Raw genomic sequence first — 17,089 nt, 5'->3', positions numbered from 1 at the left:
CCGTGAGGATCCGCCTCGCCGTAGCCCTGAGCGCAATTTCGATGGGCACAGTGTCGATGCTGGCGCTCTCCGGATGCGGGTCCGACCTCGGCCCCGACGTGCACCCCGGTGCGGCCGCCGTGGTCGGCGACCACGAGATCTCGATCGACCAGGTCGACGCGCGCGCCAGGGAGTTCTGCGACTTCAACCTCGAGAGCCTGCACGCCCAGAAGCTCGAGGTGCCGATGGCGCTGGCCCGGTCCGCCGCGATCGAGGACCTCGCCACCGAGCAGGTGGCGGAGCAGTACGCCGAGGCGCACGACCTCGACCTCTCCGAGGCGAAGGCGACCCTGCTGCCGGTGCTGCGCAAGCAGGCCGAGGACGCGCTGAATCCCAAGGACGCGGGTGCTCCGCCGGCGAGCGAGGAGTCCATCGACGAGTACGTCGACCTGAGCCTCAAGCCCACCGCGAGCGTGATCTACCTGGCCGCCGGCATGGACACCGGCCTGCCCGCCGGCCAGAAGGCCCTCGATCGGGGCCGTTCCGTCGTCCAGGCCTGGGGCCAGGAGCTCGAGATCACCACGGACCCACGCTTCACGGGCGACTCCGGGCAGCTCTCCGTCGCGGTCAGTGACCTCACCGCCGAGGCGTTGAAGTTCGCCAACGGCAAGTCCGAGGGCAAGGCCTACCTCGCGTCGTTGCCGGACTCCCAGAAGTGCGGCTGAGCGAGGCCCTCTCATGACAGGTTCGTCGGACGCGGCGTCGGACGCGGCGTCGGACTCGTTCCCGGACACGGTGCCGGGGGAGCGGCTGGTCGAGCTGACCGCGGTGATGACCCGGATGCGCACCGAGTGCGCCTGGAAGGCCGGGCAGACGCACCGGTCGTTGGCCCGCTTCCTCCTCGAGGAGACGCACGAGACCCTCGAGGCGATCGAGCTCGGCGACCTGGCGCACCTGCGTGAGGAGTTGGGCGACCTGCTCCTGCAGGTCTGGTTCCACGCCGAGATCGCGGCCGAGACCGGCGCCTTCACGATCGACGACGTCGCCGCCGACCTGATCGCCAAGATGGTGCGCCGCAACCCGCACGTCTTCGGTGACGCCGCCTCCTCCGACGATCCCGCCGAGATCAACGAGATCTGGCAGGCGATCAAGGCCGACGAGAAGCAACGCACCTCGGTCTTCGACGGTCTGCCCCCGACGCTGCCGGCGCTGCTGCTGGCCGACAAGGTGCTCGACCGGCTGGCTCGCGAGGGACGCACCGTGCCGGCCCTGGTCGACGTCTCCGATGCCGACGCCGACCTCGGTGACCGCCTCCTGGCCCTCGTCGACGAGGCCCGCCGCGACGGCGTCGATCCCGAGCAGGCGCTGCGTGACGCCGTACGCCGCACTGCCGGGACGTGAACCTCTGAGTCCGTTCGCCTGAGCGGGCTCCGATCCGGCGGTAGGTTGGCGCCAACCAACCCGGAGGAGCCGTGATGACTGAGCCGCGCAAGTACCTGCTGGACGAGTCGGAGATGCCGACGCACTGGTACAACATCGTCGCCGACCTGCCCACGCCTCCTCCGCCGCCACTGCACCCCGGCACCCACCAGCCGGTCGGTCCCGACGACCTCGCGCCGCTCTTCCCGCCGGAGCTGATCGCCCAGGAGGTCAGTGCCGAACGGTTCATCGAGATCCCGGAGGCGGTGCGCGAGGTCTACGCGCAGTACCGACCCTCGCCGCTGTTCAGGGCCCGGTCGCTGGAGCGGAAGCTCGGCACGCCGGCGCGGATCTACTACAAGTACGAAGGCGTCTCGCCGGCCGGTTCGCACAAGGTCAACACGGCCGTGCCGCAGGCCTACTACAACAAGATCAACGGAATCAACCGGCTCACCACCGAGACCGGTGCCGGGCAGTGGGGCACCGCCCTGTCCTACGCCTGCTCCCTCTTCGACATGACCTGCGAGGTCTGGCAGGTCGGGGCGTCGTACGACACGAAGCCGCAGCGCCGCACGCTGATCGAGGTCTTCGGCGGCAAGGTGCACCGCTCACCCAGCCGGATGACCGAGTCGGGCAAGGCGTTCCCGGAGGGCCACCCCGGCTCGCTCGGCATCGCGATCTCCGAGGCCGTCGAGCTGGCCGGCCAGGACCCGAACGCGAAGTACGCCCTCGGGTCGGTGCTCAACCACGTGCTCCTGCACCAGACGATCAGCGGCGAGGAGACCCTGCTCCAGCTGGCCAAGGCCGGCGAGTCCGGTGCCGACCTCGTCGTCGGCTGCGCCGGAGGTGGTTCCAACTTCGCCGGGCTGGCGTTCCCGTTCCTGCGCGAGAAGCTGGCCGGCAACCAGAGCCCGCGGATCCTGGCCGTCGAGCCCACCTCGTGCCCGACGTTGACCCGTGGTGAGTACCGCTACGACTTCGGCGACACCGCCGGCCTCACCCCGCTGATGAAGATGTACACCCTCGGCCACGACTTCGTGCCGTCCACGATCCACGCCGGGGGCCTCCGCTACCACGGCATGGCGCCGCTGGTCAGCCACGCCGTGCACGAGGGCCTGATCGAGGCCACCGCGCTGCACCAGAGCGAGTGCTTCGAGGCCGCTGTCGAGTTCGCCCGCACCGAGGGCATCGTGCCGGCACCCGAGTCCGCCCATGCCCTGGCCCAGGCCCGCCGCGAGGCGCTGGAGGCCAAGGAGTCGGGCCAGGAGAAGGTGATCGTGATCCTGCTGTCCGGCCACGGGCTGCTCGAGCTCGGCGCCTACGACTCGTTCCTCGCGGGGCATCTCGAGGACGACCCGCTCTCCGAGGCCGACCTCACCGCCGCGCTCGCCGGCGTACCCGAGGTTGCCGGAGTCTGAGCGCCGCCGACGCCGTACGTCGTCTCGCCGTCTCGAAGACACGTCGGACGTCGGGCGCGGCTCCAGCGGTAGCCCAGCGTCGGCATGAGCCTCGCCATGAGCCCTGGGCTACCGCGGAACGCCATCTCGGTGGTCGAGCCGACTGAGCGAAGTCGACCGAGGGCTTGAGTGGTGCGTTCGGAAGCGTCCCGTTGACCTTGGTTTCTCAGGGTCCGGGACGGGGAAGACGCTTCGTCATGAGATATCAGCTCGAGAAGAGCATGGGCCTGATGTCCGTCTCGCGCGCGGACGGCACGACGATCGCCGAGCTCGACAAGTCGTTCTGGTCGGAGCGGGCGAGCGTGGTCATCGAGGGCCGCCCGTGGTCGTTCGGCAAGGACGGCGGTGCCCGCACGGGCATCTGCGAGTCCGATCCGGCCCTGCGCCTCAGCGCCACCCGGCCCAGTTTCTGGCGCCAGGGCTGGCAGGTCACGTCCGGCAGCACGGCGTACGAGATCAAGCCGGCCGGCATGTTCATCAGTGCGTACGACGTGTTCCGTGACGGCACCGCGATCGGGTCCAGCGGCAAGGGCAGCTTTTGGGGCAACAAGCCGTGGGTCGACGTGCCTGACGACGTGCCTGCGGCCGACGCGGTGTTCCTGCTGTGGATCGCGTTCCTGATGCGCGCCCGCGCCGCCCAGTCCGCCGCCTCCGCCTCCACCTGACAGATTCTCCCCAACGTCTGGCGCCTCGATCGGACGTGAGGAGGAGCCAGACGTTGGGGAGTATCGAGAGGCTGGGCTCAGATCTGGCGGCGCGCCGTGTAGCGGAGACGCACCCTTTCGACCACGAACGAGCGCCAGTAGGTCACCTTCACGCGGACCATGAAGCGAGTCGGGGACACTCGGGTCCCGGTGCGAATGAGGCGGCCGCTGTCACAGCACAGGCTGTAGCCGCCGACTGCCCAGCGGATGTTTCGGGCGTTCGCCGGGATGGCGAAGTTGTAGCTGGCCTGGGCGTAGGCGCCACCCCAGCAGTCGAGGTGGTTGCCCGGGTCGTAGTCGCGGGTGTAGCAGTTTCCGCGGGTCTGGTCCCGGGAGTCGTACCACCCGTCCTTGACCTTGGAGATCGTGAAGGTCTTGTATCCCGTCGCGACCTGGACGACGACGTGGGCAGTCGCCGATCGGCCGCCCAACGTGGACTTGACGATGGCGGTGTAGCGACCGACGGGTACCTTGCTGCCCGCAGCGTTCAGGCCGTTCCACGCGAGCGTGCGTCGCCCGTAGTAGTCGGCCCAGGAATTGGCCGATGACTTGAGGGTTCGCACGACTCGACCCGTCGCGTTCCGGCGGATGCTCACGGTGATGGCCGAGTCAAGTCGGCTCCCGAAGGTGAAGCCCGTCTTGTCGAGGTACCCGTCGCGAACCCTGGGATAGAACGTGCTCCGGCTGGCGCTCAGGTTGCGGACCTCGGGTGCGGGCAGGGCGACGGTGAAGTCGCTGTACGTCGACATGCCCGTGTCGTAGTTGTAGACCTCCAGACGACAGTCCTCACCCGCGTTCGCCGGGCCCAGGGATCCGCTGAACTGCTGACCGGCGTACGAACTGGAGTGGGACACGTAGTCGTAGGTGTCGTCGCAGGTCAGCTCCACGTAGTAGGAGGCCGCGTCGCCGGCAACGAACGTGTAGCTCACATTGCCGGCAGGGACGTTGGCGCCGTTCGCCGGCGCCAGGATCCTGTCGGCGTACGCTGCCGCTGCGGACGGTGCCTCAGACGCCGTGATCCCCGGGGTCGTCTTCGCGCCCTCAGTGGATTCTGGCTGGGGTGTGGCCGCGTCGTCATCCGCCGGCCCGGCTGGCGCGACGGGTTCCGAGGGGGTCTCGGTCTCGTCTGCCGGCACCTCCGACGACGACTCGGCCGGCGAGTCGGATGGCTCCGGGTCGCCCGAGACCGACGTCTCGACCTGTGCCGAGTCGTTGGTCAGCGACGAGTCATCGGCCGTCGCAGGTCCGGTGGCGACGAGAGCGCTGAGTGGAACGGCCAGCACAGCTGCCGTGAGTGCCGAGATTGCGAGACGCATGCATGTTCCTGTCCGAGGCGTGGCTTGGAGGACATGCGCGTGCCGGTTTGTGTCCGTCGTCGTGGCTCACCAGACCGCGCGGGCCCCCGGTCCGGGGCAGAAGACCGCGGACGCACCCGAGCGTAGGGCCAGACACCCTTGCACCGTGGGGGAACGGATGAACATGGCCTACTTGGGTCCCTCGGTGTGCATTTCGGACCATGGGGCCATGGTTCGATCCGACTACAAGCGCTCAGATCTGGCGGCGCACCGTGTAGCGGATCAGGGCCCGGCGGACGACGTACGACCTGTGATCGGTCACCCGGACCCGGATGCGGAAGCGAGTCGGCGCGACCCGGGTGCCGGCGCGGACGAGTCGGCCGCTGCCGCAGCACAGGCTGGAGCCACGGACGGCCCAGGCGATGTTGCGGGCGTGGCTCGGGACGGTGAAGGTGTAGATCGCCTGGGCGTAGGTGCCGCCGCGGCACTCCAGGCGGTTGCCGGGATGGGCATCCCGGGTGCGGCAGTTGCCCCGCGTCGTGTTGCTGGCGCCGCGCCGCCCGTCCTTCACCCGGGTGACGCTGACGTTGCGGTGGCCGGTCGCGATCCAGACCGGGACGTGCTCCGTGCTCGAGTGGCCGTCCAGCGTCGAGGTGACGAACGCGGTGTAGCGCCCGACCGGGAGCATCGCGCCGCCGGCGGTGAGCCCGTCCCACGTGAGGGTTCGCCGGCCGTAGTGCAGTGACCAGATGTCCTCGGGGGACTGGAGGGTCCGGACTGTCCGGCCCGTCGAGTCCTCCCGGATCCTCACCGTGATGGCGGAGTCGAGGCGGCTCTGGAAGGTCAGGGCCACGTGGTCCTGGTAGCCGTCACGCACCCGCGGGTAGAACGTGCTGGGTCCGGCCGTCAGGTCGACGACCGTGGGCATCGGGGGAGACACGTTGAAGTAGGACCACGTCGTCACTGCCGTGCCCGAGTTGTAGACGCCGAGGTTGCAGTAGCCCCCGGCCACGCTGGGGAACGTTCCGGTGTGCAGGCTCCCCGGAGCGTCGCTGCGGAAGGAGGACTCGCTCACCGGGTCGTCGTTGCACGTGAGGGTCACCTCGAAGTAGCCGACGTCTCCGGCCGTGACGCTCCAGCTCACCGGGCCGGCGGGGATCATCGAGTCGTCGGCCGGCGTCACGATCTGGTCGGGGCCAGCCGCTGTCGGGGTCTCGTCGGCAGTCACCGGACCGGCCGGGGCCAGCAGGGCGAGCGGTACGGCGGCCAGGCCTGCAGCCAGTTTCACGAGCGTGCGCCGCATGGTCCCCCCGGTCCCTGATGGACCCTCGAGGTCGCACGGCCGTGCGGCCCCCAGTCATGTCTCGGAACTCGAACGTATGACGGCGGGTGCGCGGTGCGCGTCGTACCGCGTGGAGATACCCGAATCCGATGACGTGGCGGTCCGGGCCGGGCACCCCCGGATCAGCGGCGCATGACCTTGCGGGCCAGGGTGTTGCCGAGGAACTGCGCGAGCTGCACGATCAGGATGATCATGAGTACGGCGGCCCATGTGACGACCTCGTCGAACTGGCGGTAGCCGTAGACGATCGCGAAGTTGCCGAGTCCGCCACCGCCGACCACGCCGGCCACGGCCGACATGTCGACCAGGGCCACCAGGGCGAACGTGTAGCCGAGGATCAGCGGGCCCAGGGCCTCGGGCAGCAGCACCGTGAAGACGATGCGGGTGCGGCTGGCGCCCATCGCGCGGGCCGCCTCGATCACGCCGGGGTCGACGGTGAGCAGGTTCTGCTCGACGATCCGGCTGATGCCGAACGTGGCCGCGATCGCCATCACGAAGATCACCGGCTTGTTGCCGATGCCGGTGCCGGTCACCGCGCGGGCCAGTGGTTGGGCCGCGGCGATGAAGATGATGAACGGGATCGGCCGGAAGACGTTGACGACGATGTTGGCGACCAACGAGACCGGGGCGTTGGGCTTGATGCCGCCACCGCGGGTCACGTAGAGCAGGATGCCGAGGAGGAGCCCGCCGAGTCCGCCGAGCACGAGCACCGCGAAGACGATGTAGAGGGTCTCGCCGGTGGCCGCCCAGAACAGGTCCTGCAGTTCGCTGAGCCGCTCCATCACGGCACCTCCGTCGTCTCGACCATGGCGGAGACCGCGGTCACGGCCTCGTCGACCCGGTCGCCGGTCAGCGAGAGCGTGAGGTGCCCGAAGGTGCGGCCGTTGACGTCCTCGATGCCGCCGTGGATCAGCTCGAAGCGCACACCACGGTCGATGAGCTGGGCGAACACGTCGGACGGCGTCACCGAGTCGTCGCGCAGCGAGAGGGTGATGAACCGGCCCTCGTGTCGCTCACGTAACCGGGCCCGCGCGTGCTCGGGCGGGCCCTGCTCGACCAGCGTGCTGACGAACCGCTTCGTCGCCTCGTGCTGCGGGTTGGCGAACAGGTCGAAGACGGGACCCTGCTCGACGATGCGCCCTTCCTCCATCACCGCGACGGTGTGGGCCAGGGTGCGCACGACCTCCATCTCGTGGGTGATCAGCACGATCGTGATGCCGAGCTCCTCGTTGACTCGGCGCAGCAGGGCGAGCACCTCGTCGGTGGTCTGCGGGTCGAGTGCGCTGGTCGGCTCGTCGGCCAGCAGGATCTTCGGGTTCGTGGCCAGTGCGCGGGCGATGCCGACCCGCTGCTTCTGGCCGCCCGAGAGCTCGTTCGGGTAGGCGTGCGCCTTGTCGGCCAGGCCGACGAAGTGCAACAGCTCCGAGATGCGCCCCTGGTGCTCGGCCTTCGGCACCTTGGCAACCTGCAGCGGGTAGGCGATGTTGCCCCACACGGTGCGGCTGGAGAGCAGGTTGAACTGCTGGAAGATCATCCCGATCTCGGCCCGCACCGGCAGCAGCTGGCGCTCCTTGAGCGTGCTCACCACCGAGCCGTCGACCGTGACCGTGCCGGACGTCGGCTGGTCGAGGGCGTTGATCAACCGCAGCAGCGTCGACTTGCCGGCCCCGGAGTAGCCGACGATCCCGAGGATCTCCGACTCCTGCACGTCGAGGTCGACCCGGTCCAGCGCAAGCACCGGCGTACTGCCGCGGCCGCGCCCCGGGAACTCCCGGGACGCGGCGCGGATCTCGATGAGGGCCACGACTACTTCTTCTGTGCCTCGGTGTCGGCTTCGACCTTCTCGAGCGACGACGCCAGGTCCTTGACCGGGGTCTTCACCGAGACTCCGGTGCCGGCGGAGGCCTCGATGAGCTCCTTCTGCACGGCGTCGCTGTCCTGGAAGATCTTCACGAGCTTCTTGTACGTCGCGTCGTCGGCGTCGCCCGCGCGGGCCACGAACACGTTGACGTAGGGCACGGCGTTCGGGTCGGACGGGTCGTCCTGGGCGATGGCGTCCTCGGGCTTGAGGCCGGCGTCCGCGACGAAGTCGTTGTTGACGATCGCGGCGGCCAGGTCCTCCAGCGAGGTGACGGTCAGCTCGGCGCTCAGTGCCTTGACCTTCACCTTCGAGCTGGCCTCGTCGACGTCGGAGAGGTCGGAGAAGATCGAGCCACCCGACTTCAGCGTGATCAGGCCGGCCGACTGCAGCACGAGCAGGCCGCGGGCCTGGTTGCTCGGGTCGTTCGGCACGGCCACGGTCTCGCCGTCCTCGATGTCGGCGACGTCGTCGTACTTCTTGGAGTAGAGCGCCAGCGGGTAGATCGCGGTCGAGCCGATCGGCGTCAGGTCCTGGTCGTTGGCGACGTTGTAGTCAGCCAGGTAGACGATGTGCTGGAAGACGTTGAGGTCGATGTCCTTGTTGGTCAGCGCCGGGTTGGGCTGGGTGTACTCGGTGAAGTTGACCAGCTCGACGTCGATGCCTTCCTTCTTCGCCTCGTCGACGTACGTCTGCCAGTAGGCCTCGCTGGAGTCGACGACGCCGATGGTCACCTTCTCGTTCTCGTCGCCGCGCAGGAACACGGCGTACACGAGACCGGCGATCAGCGCGAGGGCGACGAGGCCGCCCAGGATCAGGAACAGCGGGTTCTTCTTGGGGGCCTCGATCAGAGGTACGTCGGGCGTCGACATCGTCGTCCTTTCCGGTCCGTCCCGGGGGTGGTGGGGCGGAGGTGCATGAGTGGTGACGTGACCTTAAGTCCACTCGCTCGCTCGACATTCCCCGATCTCACGATTTCGGGGTGTGCGTTCCCTCACGGTTGATCTTTCAACGGGATAGTCCCTGACGTTTCGGCCCCAGAATTGCGATAGTCCCTGACGTTTCGGCCCCAAGGAGGACCGGAACGTCAGGGAGTGTCGAGGCTCAGCGGCGGAAGAGGGACTTCGCGGAGCCGAGCTCGAGCAGCTGCGTCTCGCCGGTGGCGTCCTTGAGCCCGTCGTTGTCGGTGACTGCGAAGACCCGGCCGTCCCCGGTGATGCCGAGACCCTCGAGCTTCTCCTGGGTCCAGCCGTTCAGCGCCTGCATCGCGGGCAGTACGTCGACCGCGAGCCGCTTCCTCACCGGTCGTACGGCGACCTTGTGCGACATCGGCAGGTCGACCGTGTAGACCGCCTTCAACGCGGCGCGCGGACCGTTGAGCTTGTCGCGTTCGATGACCGCGACGGTGTCGGCGTCGATCGCGGTGATCTCGGACAGGCCGACCCAGTCACCCTCGACGTCGGTCTTCTCGAGCGTGTAGCCGAACCAGGTCCAGCGACCGGCGCGCACGTCGTACCGACCGATCCGGGCGAACGACTCACCGGCGACCGCCCGCTGCAGCGCGACGTAGACGTACTCGTTCACGCCGTTCCGGACCGCCGAGACGCCCTCGAGGCCCCACTTGCCGAGGCCGTCGGCGACCGTCGCCGGCAGTGCCAGGGTCTGGACGACACGACCGGTGCGGTCGAGGCGGAGCACCTTGTTCTGCGGCCCGGTCGCACCCTCGGAGGCGACCCAGAAGCCGCCGCCCCGGCGGGCACTGATGCCCTCGATGTCGACCTTGGCCCGGGCGCCGTCGGCATCGGTGACCTCGAGGACGCTCTCGATCCGGGCCGGGCTCGCGCTCACGTCGAGGTGGTAGATCCGGCCGGTGGCGTACGCCGAGTCGCTGGCCGCCCACAGCTTGTCGGCGTCGGCCGGGTCCTCGCTCAGCGCGCCGAGGGCGCCCCAACCGATCGGCTGCCCGTCGACGTCGCCGGACACCACCGAGGGGAACGCCGGGGCGCCGTCCTCGAGCTTGAAGATCCCGACAGACGCCCGCACCCCGGCCTCCGCGTCGTCCTCCTCGGAGGAGACCACCAGCAGGTCACGCGACGGGATCGGCAGCAGGCCCTCGGGTCCGTTGGTGGTGGCGAGCGCCTGCGTGTAGACCGGCGCGGTCGGGTCGGTCATGTCGTAGACCGCGACGAAGTTGCTGCGCTCCGAGCCGACGAACGCGTACGGCGTACCGCCGATGGTCTCGAACGCCAGGCCCTCGGGCTCGGCGCCCTTCTTCGCGGCCCGGTCGTTGTTGTGCAGGCCGAGTCGTGTGGCGATCTGCTCGAAGGTGTTGCCGGCGTCCCAGACCACGTCGCCGGTCGCCGTGTCGAAGACCGTCCAGCCGCGGGTGCCACCCAACCAGTCGCCCTCGTTGGCGGTGGCGACCAGGCCGTCGCCGACCCACTGGATCGCGTCGGGCTCGCGCGGTGCGTCGATCGAGCCGGTCGGGTCGAAGAGGCCGTTCTTGGTGGTGTCGACGCCCTCGACCCGCGCGTTCCCGGCGCTGAAGGCGTGGTCGATCGTGGCGGTGGCGAGGTCGATCACCACGACGCCGTTGTTCTCCTGCAGGGTCAACGCCAGCTTGTTGTCGTCGTTGATGTCGACGTACTCCGGCTCGGCGTCCTCGGGGGTGTCGAGCCCGGCCAGGGCTTCGGCGGGCAGGTCGACGCGACGGGGCTCCCACGTGGTGGGGTCGGGGTTCGAGAGGTCGATGATCTGGACGAACCCGCTCGGGAGCTGGGGCAGGTCGCCCTCGTCGCCGCCCTCGGGGGTGACCGCCTCGTTGCGCTGGTTCTCCATCGCGATCGCGGCGTACCTGCCGTCGGGGGAGATGGCGATCGAGTCGGGCTGGCCGCCCAGGTCGATCGAGGCGATCGCGTCGTGCGGCGCCGCCAGGCCCACCACGTCGAGGCGTCCTTCGCGGACGCCGGGCGCCGGGTCCTCGTCCTCCCACGGGGTGTCCTCGAGACCGGGGTAGGTGCTCTCGTCGACCACGACGAGCGCGACCTCGCCGGCACTGGAGTCGGTCACCGCGACCGACGTCGGCTGCCCGCCCTTGCTGCTCCCCGACACGTCGTGGCTGCCGAGGCCCTTCGGCGCCGACGGGTCGGCGATGTCGAGGAACCCGATCCGGCCGCCGAGCGCGTCGGTGTAGGCCAGGGTGTTGCCGTCCGCGCTGACCGACGAGATCTCCGCGACCGTCGGGTCGGCGGGGTCCACGCCGTCCGGCACGTTCTGGAAGACCGGGTACGTCGCGAGGCGGTGGAAGGAGGTCTCGTCGGGCGGTACGGCGGAGGCGGTCGTGTCGACGAGCGACAGGAGCGAGAACGGCAACGCGGCGACGGCGGCGAGCGCCAGTCCACGGCGTACGAGCATGAGTGTGCCTTTCGAGGGACGGTCCCGAGACGAGACGTGGGCATGCTCGTGGGGTCGTCTGGCGTGCAGGTAGCCGTCAGGTGAACCACCGACAGTGCTGCGGTGACCGTTGCACACCCGTCCCACACGCGCGGGTGCTGCCGGAATGCCGGAGTCGTCCCGGTTAGGCTGGGGCCGCTCGATCCATCGACCCCCAGGAGCATTCCCAAGTGGCTTCCATTGCTGCAGTCGGCGCCCGCGAGATCCTTGATTCGCGCGGCAACCCCACGGTTGAGGTCGAGGTCCAGCTCGACGACGGCACGTTCTCCCGGGCGGCGGTGCCCTCCGGTGCCTCCACCGGCGCCTTCGAGGCGGTCGAGCTGCGCGACGGCGGCGACCGCTACGCCGGCAAGGGCGTCGAAAAGGCGGTCAAGGCCGTCCTCGACCAGATCGCTCCCGCCATCGAGGGCCTCGAGGCCGACGACCAGCGCCTGGTCGACCAGACGATGCTCGACCTCGACGGCACCCCCAACAAGGCCAACATCGGCGCCAACGCGATCCTCGGCGTCTCGCTGGCCGTGGCCCGTGCCGCCGCCGACTCGGCCGCGCTGCCGCTCTACCGGTACGTCGGCGGCCCCAACGCCCACCTGCTGCCGGTGCCGATGATGAACATCCTCAACGGTGGCTCCCACGCCGACTCCAACGTCGACATCCAGGAGTTCATGATCGCGCCGATCGGTGCGAGCACCTTCCGCGAGGCGCTCCGCCAGGGCACCGAGGTCTACCACGCCCTCAAGTCCGTGCTGAAGGAGAAGGGCCTGGCCACCGGCCTCGGCGACGAGGGCGGCTTCGCGCCCAACCTCGACAGCAACCGGGCCGCGCTCGACCTGATCGCCACCGCGGTCGAGAAGGCCGGCTTCACGCTCGGCAAGGACATCGCCCTGGCGCTCGACGTCGCGGCGAGCGAGTTCTGCACCGACGGCACCTACACGTTCGAGGGTGCCTCGAAGACGGCCGCCGAGATGACCGCCTACTACGCCGAGCTCGTGGCGGCGTACCCCATCGTCTCGATCGAGGACCCCCTCGACGAGGACGACTGGGAGGGCTGGAAGACCATCACCGACGAGCTCGGCGCCAAGACCCAGCTGGTCGGCGACGACCTGTTCGTCACCAACGTCGAGCGGCTGCAGCGCGGCATCGACGGGGGCCAGGCCAACGCCCTGCTGGTCAAGGTGAACCAGATCGGCTCGCTCACCGAGACCCTCGACTCCGTCGACCTCGCGCACCGCAGCGGCTTCCGCTGCATGATGAGCCACCGCTCCGGCGAGACCGAGGACACCACGATCGCCGACCTCGCCGTGGCCACCAACTGCGGCCAGATCAAGACCGGTGCCCCGGCGCGTTCCGAGCGAGTCGCGAAGTACAACCAGCTCCTGCGCATCGAGGAAGAGCTCGGCGAGGCGGCCCGCTACGCCGGTGCCGCCGCGTTCCCGCGCTACGTCCGGAGCTGACTGGCCCATGGCTGAGCGTCGACCGAACCGGGGCAGCGGTCCCCGAGGCCCCCGGAGGCCCACGAGCCCCCGGGGGTCGCGGCCGCGCCCCGGTGCGGTCGCCACGCCCGGTACGTCGCCACGCCGTCCGGCCGCGCGCCGTACGCCGGTCCGCCCGAAGCTGACCGGTCGCGGCACCGTGCTGGTGCTCGTGCTCGCGGTGCTGACGGTGTCGTTCGCCTCGTCGATGCGGGCCTACCTCGAGCAGCAGAGCCACATCTCCGACCTGCACGCGCAGATCGACGAGACGACACAAGACATCGGCAAGCTCGAGCGCGAGAAGCGCCGCTGGGACGACGAGGCCTACGTGAAGGCCCAGGCCCGGGAGCGGCTGAACTACATCATGCCCGGCGAGACCGGCTACATGGTGCTCGACGAGAACGGCGACCCGCTCGACTCCAAGGACCAGCTCACCGACGCCAGTGACCTGCCCGAGGAAGAGCCGCCGGCCTGGTGGGACACCGCCTGGGGCTCGGTCGAGGCCGCCGGATTCCCCAACAAGGACAAGCCCGACACCCCGGTGAACAAGATCGCCCCGCCGAAATGATCGAACCCGCTGACGTCGACGCGATCGCCGCCCAGCTCGGCCGCGAACCCCGCTCGATCCACGAGATCGGCCACCGTTGCCCGTGCGGCAACCCCGACGTCGTGACCACCGAGCCGCGCCTCGACAACGGCACGCCGTTCCCCACGACGTACTACCTCACCTGCCCGCGCGCCGCGTCGCGCATCGGCACCCTCGAGGCCTCCGGGCTGATGAAGGAGATGCAGCAGCGTCTCTCCGAGGACCCCGCTCTCGCCGAGCAGTACGCCGCCGCGCACGAGGCCTACCTCGCCGCGCGTGAGGCGATCGCCGAGTCGACCGGTCAGCAGGTCCCCGAGATCGCCGGCATCTCCGCCGGCGGCATGCCCAACCGGGTCAAGTGCCTCCACGTGCTGGCCGGCCAGTCGCTGGCCCAGGGCCCGGGCGTGAACCCGCTCGGCGACGAGGTGCTGGAGGTCCTGGGCGACTGGTGGAAGTCGGGCCCCTGCGTCTCGGCCTCCTCGACCTCGGCCTCCGACTGATCCTGCGTCGCGCTGACTCGTCGTACTGGCGCCCGCCGCGCGCCGCGTGCGCAACGCGCCCACCTGATTACTGCGTTGAGTGCACGATTTCTGTCGAGAGTCGGCCCGACCGCGACACAAATCGTGCACTCAACGCCAACGAGCGGTCTGACGGAGTGAACCGGATCGCACGGAAGTACGGGAGTATGGGTCCACTGGTATGGTGAGCAGTATGAAGACGACGATCGAGATTCCCGATGAGCTTGCGGCGGAGGCCAAGGCGCTCTCCCGCACTCAGCGGACCACGTTGCGCGAGTTGATCGTTGCCGGGCTGCGAGCCGAGCTGCAGCGCCGCAGCGAGAGCGGCCCGCGTGTTGACTTCGTCTTTCCGACCGTCAAGGGCGAAGGGCTGCTTGCTGGCATCACACCCGCTGACGCGATCGCCCGGTCCTACGACCTGCCCGCATGATCGCGGTCGACACGAACGTCCTGGTCTACGCGCACCGAGAGGACAGCCCCCATCACGCTCCGGCGGCTGCGGCCCTCCACGGACTCGCGACGGGCCGGGCCGCTTGGGCGATTCCCTGGCCGTGCGTCCATGAGTTCCTGGCAGTCGTCACGCATCCGCGCATCTATCGGCCCGCCACAGCGCCCGACGTCGCCTTGGCAGCTGTCCGGCAGTTGGTGGATCTGCCCAACCTTCACCTGATCTCCGAGTCGCGCGACCACGCCACCATCCTCGCCGATCTCTTGGGCAACACCTCGGTCGTCGGCCCCAAGGTGCACGATGCGTGCATCGCTGCCATCTGCCTGGGCCACGGTGTCGAGACCCTGTTGAGCGCGGACCGGGACTTCTCGTGGTTCCCGGCGCTGAACGTGGTCAATCCGCTCGTGACCTGACCCGCCTACGATGGCGCCCGTGACGAACCAGGGCGAGCAGACCAACACCGTGGCGGCGATCGACTGCGGCACCAACACGATCAAGCTGATGATCGCGAACCTGCCCGACGTGCTGGTCCGCGAGACCCGCATGGTGCGCCTGGGCCAGGACGTCGACCGCACCGGCCGGCTGGCCGACGAGGCGCTGGCCCGCACGTTCGCCGCGATCGACGAGTACGCCGCACTCATCGAGCAGCACCCGGTCAAGAGACTCCGGTTCTGCGCCACCTCGGCCAGCCGCGACGCGTCCAACGCCGACGTGTTCGTCGCCGGGGTGCGTGAGCGCCTCGGCATCGAGCCCGAGGTGGTCGCCGGCCACGAGGAGGCCCGACTGGCCTTCGACGGCGCGGTCCGCAACCTGCGAGAGGCCCCCAAGACGCCGGTGCTGGTGGTCGACATCGGCGGCGGGTCGACCGAGCTGATCCTCGGCGCCGACCGGCCCGAGCAGGAGTTCAGCATGGACATGGGCTCGGTGCGCATGCACGAGCGTCACCTCCACTCGGACCCGCCGACGGCCGCCGAGATCGCCGCCGCCACGGAAGACATCGACGCGCATCTCGACCGGTGCCCTGTCCCTGCAGGCGATGCGGCCACCGTCGTCGGGGTCGCGGGCACGATCATCACCCTCGCCGCCGGCGTGCTGGACCTGCCGACGTACGACCGCGAGCGCATCGACCAGTCGGTGATCCCGGTGGCCGGGCTGCACGAGTTCACCGAGCGGCTGCTGGCGATGACTCATGAGCAGCGGCTCGCGCTGCCCTACATGCACCCGGGCCGCGCCGACGTCATCGGTGCCGGGGCGCTGGTGCTCGACCGGGTGCTGCGGCGTACGACGGTCGAGACGCTCGTGGTCTCCGAGGCGGACATCCTCGACGGCATTGCCTGGTCGATCAGCTAGAGCGATACGGTCGAGGCACCACACGCTCACGAGGGAGGACGACATGTTGAAGCTCATCAAGGTGCTGTTCTGGATCGCCATCGGCTACGTGCTCGGGGCCAAGGCCGGTCACGAACGCTACGAGCAGATCGCCCGGGCCGCGGGCAAGGTTCGCCAGAGTCCGCCGGTGCAGGCCGGAGTCGCCAAGGCGGAGGAGACCGTGCGGGCGCAGGCCCCGGTCGTGAAGGAGAAGGCGGCCCACGTCGCCAGCGCCGCGGCGGAGAAGCTGCCGTTCGGACACTCCGAGCCCGGCGGCGCGCACCTCGCGCCCGACGCCGGCTCCAACGGTCTGGGCACCAACGGAACCGGCTCCTGACACCCACGTGACCGAGCTGCTGCCGCATCCGCTGACCGGGCAACCGTTCGGCTCGCCGGTGCCGCCCGGCACCGGCTGGCCCGACGACCCCGCGTCACCGGACACGGAGGTCGCCCACACCGCTGACGACGTACCTCGACTCGCGCGCGACGCGTCGCTGTCCGAGCTCGATGCGCGGGTCTCGGTGTGTGCGGCGTGCCCGCGCCTGGTCACCTGGCGTGAGGACGTCGCGCGTGACAAGCGGGCCAGCTTCGCCGACCAGCCCTACTGGGGCAGGCCGATCGCGGGATGGGGCGAGGAGCACCCGGGGATCGTGATCATCGGCCTGGCTCCGGCGGCCAACGGCGGCAACCGGACCGGCCGCATCTTCACCGGCGACCGTTCGGGGGACTGGCTGTTCGCCGCACTGCACCGGGTCGGGCTCGCGGCCCAGGCCACCTCCGAGCACGCCGGCGACGGACAACGGCTGATCGGTGCGCGCATGGTCGCGACCGTGCGGTGCGCCCCGCCCCAGAACCGGCCGACCACCCAGGAGCGCACCACCTGCTCGCCGTGGATCGAGCGCGAGATCGAGCTCCTGGCGCCGACGGTCAAGGTGGTCGTCGCGCTGGGCGGCTACGGCTGGGACGCGACGTTGCGGTCGTTCCGCGCGGCCGGCTTCGACGTACCGAAGCCGAAGCCGAAGTTCGGCCACGGTGCGGAAGCCACTCTCGGCGCCGGGTCCGCCCGCGGCGACGGCGTCACCCTGCTGGGCTGCTTCCACCCCAGCCAGCAGAACACGTTCACGGGTCGGCTGACCGAGGAGATGACCGACGCGGTGCTGACCCGGGCCAAGGAGCTGGCCGGCGAGTGAGTG

Annotated in this window: 18 protein-coding genes; 12 read left to right on the top strand and 6 right to left on the bottom strand. The window is 69.7% G+C overall.

Going from position 1 to position 17,089, the window contains the following annotated elements:
- Window positions 1–2: 2 nt before the first annotated feature.
- The 4 genes from ASH02_RS18255 (at window position 3) to ASH02_RS18240 (ending at window position 3,520) form a co-directional block, all read left to right on the top strand.
- Window positions 3–704, top strand: coding sequence for a hypothetical protein (locus tag ASH02_RS18255; protein WP_156409800.1), 702 nt, complete (start codon window positions 3–5; stop codon window positions 702–704).
- A gap of 13 nt (window positions 705–717) precedes the next feature.
- Window positions 718–1,380 (top strand): MazG family protein, encoded by a 663-nt coding sequence (locus ASH02_RS18250; RefSeq protein ID WP_057295223.1) that lies wholly within the window; start codon window positions 718–720, stop codon window positions 1,378–1,380.
- A gap of 74 nt (window positions 1,381–1,454) precedes the next feature.
- Window positions 1,455–2,816, top strand: a complete 1,362-nt coding sequence (locus tag ASH02_RS18245) for a TrpB-like pyridoxal phosphate-dependent enzyme (RefSeq protein WP_056685999.1) — start codon at window positions 1,455–1,457, stop codon at window positions 2,814–2,816.
- Window positions 2,817–3,052: 236 nt separating this feature from the next.
- On the top strand, window positions 3,053–3,520 hold the full coding sequence (locus ASH02_RS18240; protein WP_156409799.1) for a hypothetical protein: 468 nt from the start codon (window positions 3,053–3,055) through the stop codon (window positions 3,518–3,520).
- Window positions 3,521–3,597: 77 nt separating this feature from the next.
- On the opposite strand, the gene ASH02_RS18235 is transcribed toward ASH02_RS18240, so the two are convergent.
- From ASH02_RS18235 to ASH02_RS18210, 6 genes are all read right to left on the bottom strand, one after another.
- The gene (locus ASH02_RS18235) at window positions 3,598–4,875 is read right to left on the bottom strand and encodes a hypothetical protein (protein WP_056686006.1); all 1,278 of its coding nucleotides are present in this window, start codon (window positions 4,873–4,875) and stop codon (window positions 3,598–3,600) included.
- 232 nt (window positions 4,876–5,107) lie between these two features.
- The gene (locus ASH02_RS18230; RefSeq protein WP_235539077.1) at window positions 5,108–6,142 is read right to left on the bottom strand and encodes a FlgD immunoglobulin-like domain containing protein; all 1,035 of its coding nucleotides are present in this window, start codon (window positions 6,140–6,142) and stop codon (window positions 5,108–5,110) included.
- Between the two features lie 176 nt (window positions 6,143–6,318).
- The gene (locus ASH02_RS18225) at window positions 6,319–6,978 is read right to left on the bottom strand and encodes a methionine ABC transporter permease (RefSeq protein WP_056686012.1); all 660 of its coding nucleotides are present in this window, start codon (window positions 6,976–6,978) and stop codon (window positions 6,319–6,321) included.
- Complete coding sequence (locus tag ASH02_RS18220) at window positions 6,978–8,000, bottom strand: methionine ABC transporter ATP-binding protein (protein ID WP_057295220.1); 1,023 nt, start codon at window positions 7,998–8,000, stop codon at window positions 6,978–6,980. Before ASH02_RS18220 ends, ASH02_RS18225 begins: the two co-directional genes overlap by 1 nt.
- A 2-nt stretch (window positions 8,001–8,002) precedes the next feature.
- Entirely contained in the window at window positions 8,003–8,926 is a 924-nt protein-coding gene (locus tag ASH02_RS18215; RefSeq protein WP_057295219.1) for a MetQ/NlpA family ABC transporter substrate-binding protein, read from the bottom strand.
- A 232-nt stretch (window positions 8,927–9,158) separates the two neighbouring features.
- Window positions 9,159–11,468 (bottom strand): esterase-like activity of phytase family protein, encoded by a 2,310-nt coding sequence (locus ASH02_RS18210; RefSeq protein ID WP_057295218.1) that lies wholly within the window; start codon window positions 11,466–11,468, stop codon window positions 9,159–9,161.
- A 209-nt stretch (window positions 11,469–11,677) separates the two neighbouring features.
- Here ASH02_RS18210 and eno point away from each other — a divergent pair, with 209 nt between their 5' ends.
- From eno to ASH02_RS18170, 8 genes are all read left to right on the top strand, one after another.
- A complete protein-coding gene (eno, locus tag ASH02_RS18205; RefSeq protein WP_056686024.1) occupies window positions 11,678–12,958 on the top strand; it encodes a phosphopyruvate hydratase in 1,281 nt (426 codons plus the stop codon).
- A 7-nt stretch (window positions 12,959–12,965) separates the two neighbouring features.
- Window positions 12,966–13,544 carry an FtsB family cell division protein gene (locus ASH02_RS18200; RefSeq protein WP_057295217.1) on the top strand — a complete coding sequence of 193 codons (579 nt, stop codon included), beginning with the start codon at window positions 12,966–12,968 and terminating at the stop codon, window positions 13,542–13,544.
- Window positions 13,541–14,062: a DUF501 domain-containing protein gene (locus tag ASH02_RS18195; protein WP_057295216.1), complete on the top strand. Its 522-nt coding sequence runs from the start codon at window positions 13,541–13,543 to the stop codon at window positions 14,060–14,062. The genes ASH02_RS18200 and ASH02_RS18195 overlap by 4 nt, the downstream gene beginning before the upstream one ends.
- Before the next feature lie 211 nt (window positions 14,063–14,273).
- Complete coding sequence (locus ASH02_RS18190) at window positions 14,274–14,510, top strand: type II toxin-antitoxin system VapB family antitoxin (RefSeq protein WP_056686033.1); 237 nt, start codon at window positions 14,274–14,276, stop codon at window positions 14,508–14,510.
- Complete coding sequence (locus ASH02_RS18185; RefSeq protein ID WP_057295215.1) at window positions 14,507–14,941, top strand: type II toxin-antitoxin system VapC family toxin; 435 nt, start codon at window positions 14,507–14,509, stop codon at window positions 14,939–14,941. Before ASH02_RS18190 ends, ASH02_RS18185 begins: the two co-directional genes overlap by 4 nt.
- A 10-nt stretch (window positions 14,942–14,951) precedes the next feature.
- Complete coding sequence (locus ASH02_RS18180; protein WP_057295214.1) at window positions 14,952–15,878, top strand: Ppx/GppA phosphatase family protein; 927 nt, start codon at window positions 14,952–14,954, stop codon at window positions 15,876–15,878.
- Between the two features lie 43 nt (window positions 15,879–15,921).
- Window positions 15,922–16,233: a hypothetical protein gene (locus ASH02_RS18175; RefSeq protein WP_056892067.1), complete on the top strand. Its 312-nt coding sequence runs from the start codon at window positions 15,922–15,924 to the stop codon at window positions 16,231–16,233.
- A 7-nt stretch (window positions 16,234–16,240) separates the two neighbouring features.
- Complete coding sequence (locus tag ASH02_RS18170; RefSeq protein WP_057295213.1) at window positions 16,241–17,086, top strand: uracil-DNA glycosylase; 846 nt, start codon at window positions 16,241–16,243, stop codon at window positions 17,084–17,086.
- The last annotated feature ends 3 nt before the right edge of the window (window positions 17,087–17,089 follow it).

The organism is Nocardioides sp. Soil796, assembly GCF_001429525.1.
In the GTDB taxonomy this organism is placed as follows: domain Bacteria; phylum Actinomycetota; class Actinomycetes; order Propionibacteriales; family Nocardioidaceae; genus Nocardioides.
Note: the sequence above shows the minus strand (reverse complement) of the source record. Positions and strands in the feature narration are given on the sequence as shown.

Bases quoted from the DNA above. Each gene is read 5' to 3' on its own strand.
- ASH02_RS18200 (WP_057295217.1), top strand. From the start codon at position 12,966: ATGGCTGAGCGTCGACCGAACCGGGGCAGCGGTCCCCGAGGCCCCCGG.
- ASH02_RS18190 (WP_056686033.1), top strand. From the start codon at position 14,274: ATGAAGACGACGATCGAGATTCCCGATGAGCTTGCGGCGGAGGCCAAG.
- ASH02_RS18225 (WP_056686012.1), bottom strand. From the start codon at position 6,978: ATGGAGCGGCTCAGCGAACTGCAGGACCTGTTCTGGGCGGCCACCGGC.
- ASH02_RS18180 (WP_057295214.1), top strand. From the start codon at position 14,952: ATGGCGCCCGTGACGAACCAGGGCGAGCAGACCAACACCGTGGCGGCG.
- ASH02_RS18245 (WP_056685999.1), top strand. From the start codon at position 1,455: ATGACTGAGCCGCGCAAGTACCTGCTGGACGAGTCGGAGATGCCGACG.
- ASH02_RS18250 (WP_057295223.1), top strand. From the start codon at position 718: ATGACAGGTTCGTCGGACGCGGCGTCGGACGCGGCGTCGGACTCGTTC.
- ASH02_RS18240 (WP_156409799.1), top strand. From the start codon at position 3,053: ATGAGATATCAGCTCGAGAAGAGCATGGGCCTGATGTCCGTCTCGCGC.
- ASH02_RS18195 (WP_057295216.1), top strand. From the start codon at position 13,541: ATGATCGAACCCGCTGACGTCGACGCGATCGCCGCCCAGCTCGGCCGC.
- ASH02_RS18235 (WP_056686006.1), bottom strand. From the start codon at position 4,875: ATGCGTCTCGCAATCTCGGCACTCACGGCAGCTGTGCTGGCCGTTCCA.
- ASH02_RS18210 (WP_057295218.1), bottom strand. From the start codon at position 11,468: ATGCTCGTACGCCGTGGACTGGCGCTCGCCGCCGTCGCCGCGTTGCCG.
- ASH02_RS18185 (WP_057295215.1), top strand. From the start codon at position 14,507: ATGATCGCGGTCGACACGAACGTCCTGGTCTACGCGCACCGAGAGGAC.
- ASH02_RS18215 (WP_057295219.1), bottom strand. From the start codon at position 8,926: ATGTCGACGCCCGACGTACCTCTGATCGAGGCCCCCAAGAAGAACCCG.
- ASH02_RS18175 (WP_056892067.1), top strand. From the start codon at position 15,922: ATGTTGAAGCTCATCAAGGTGCTGTTCTGGATCGCCATCGGCTACGTG.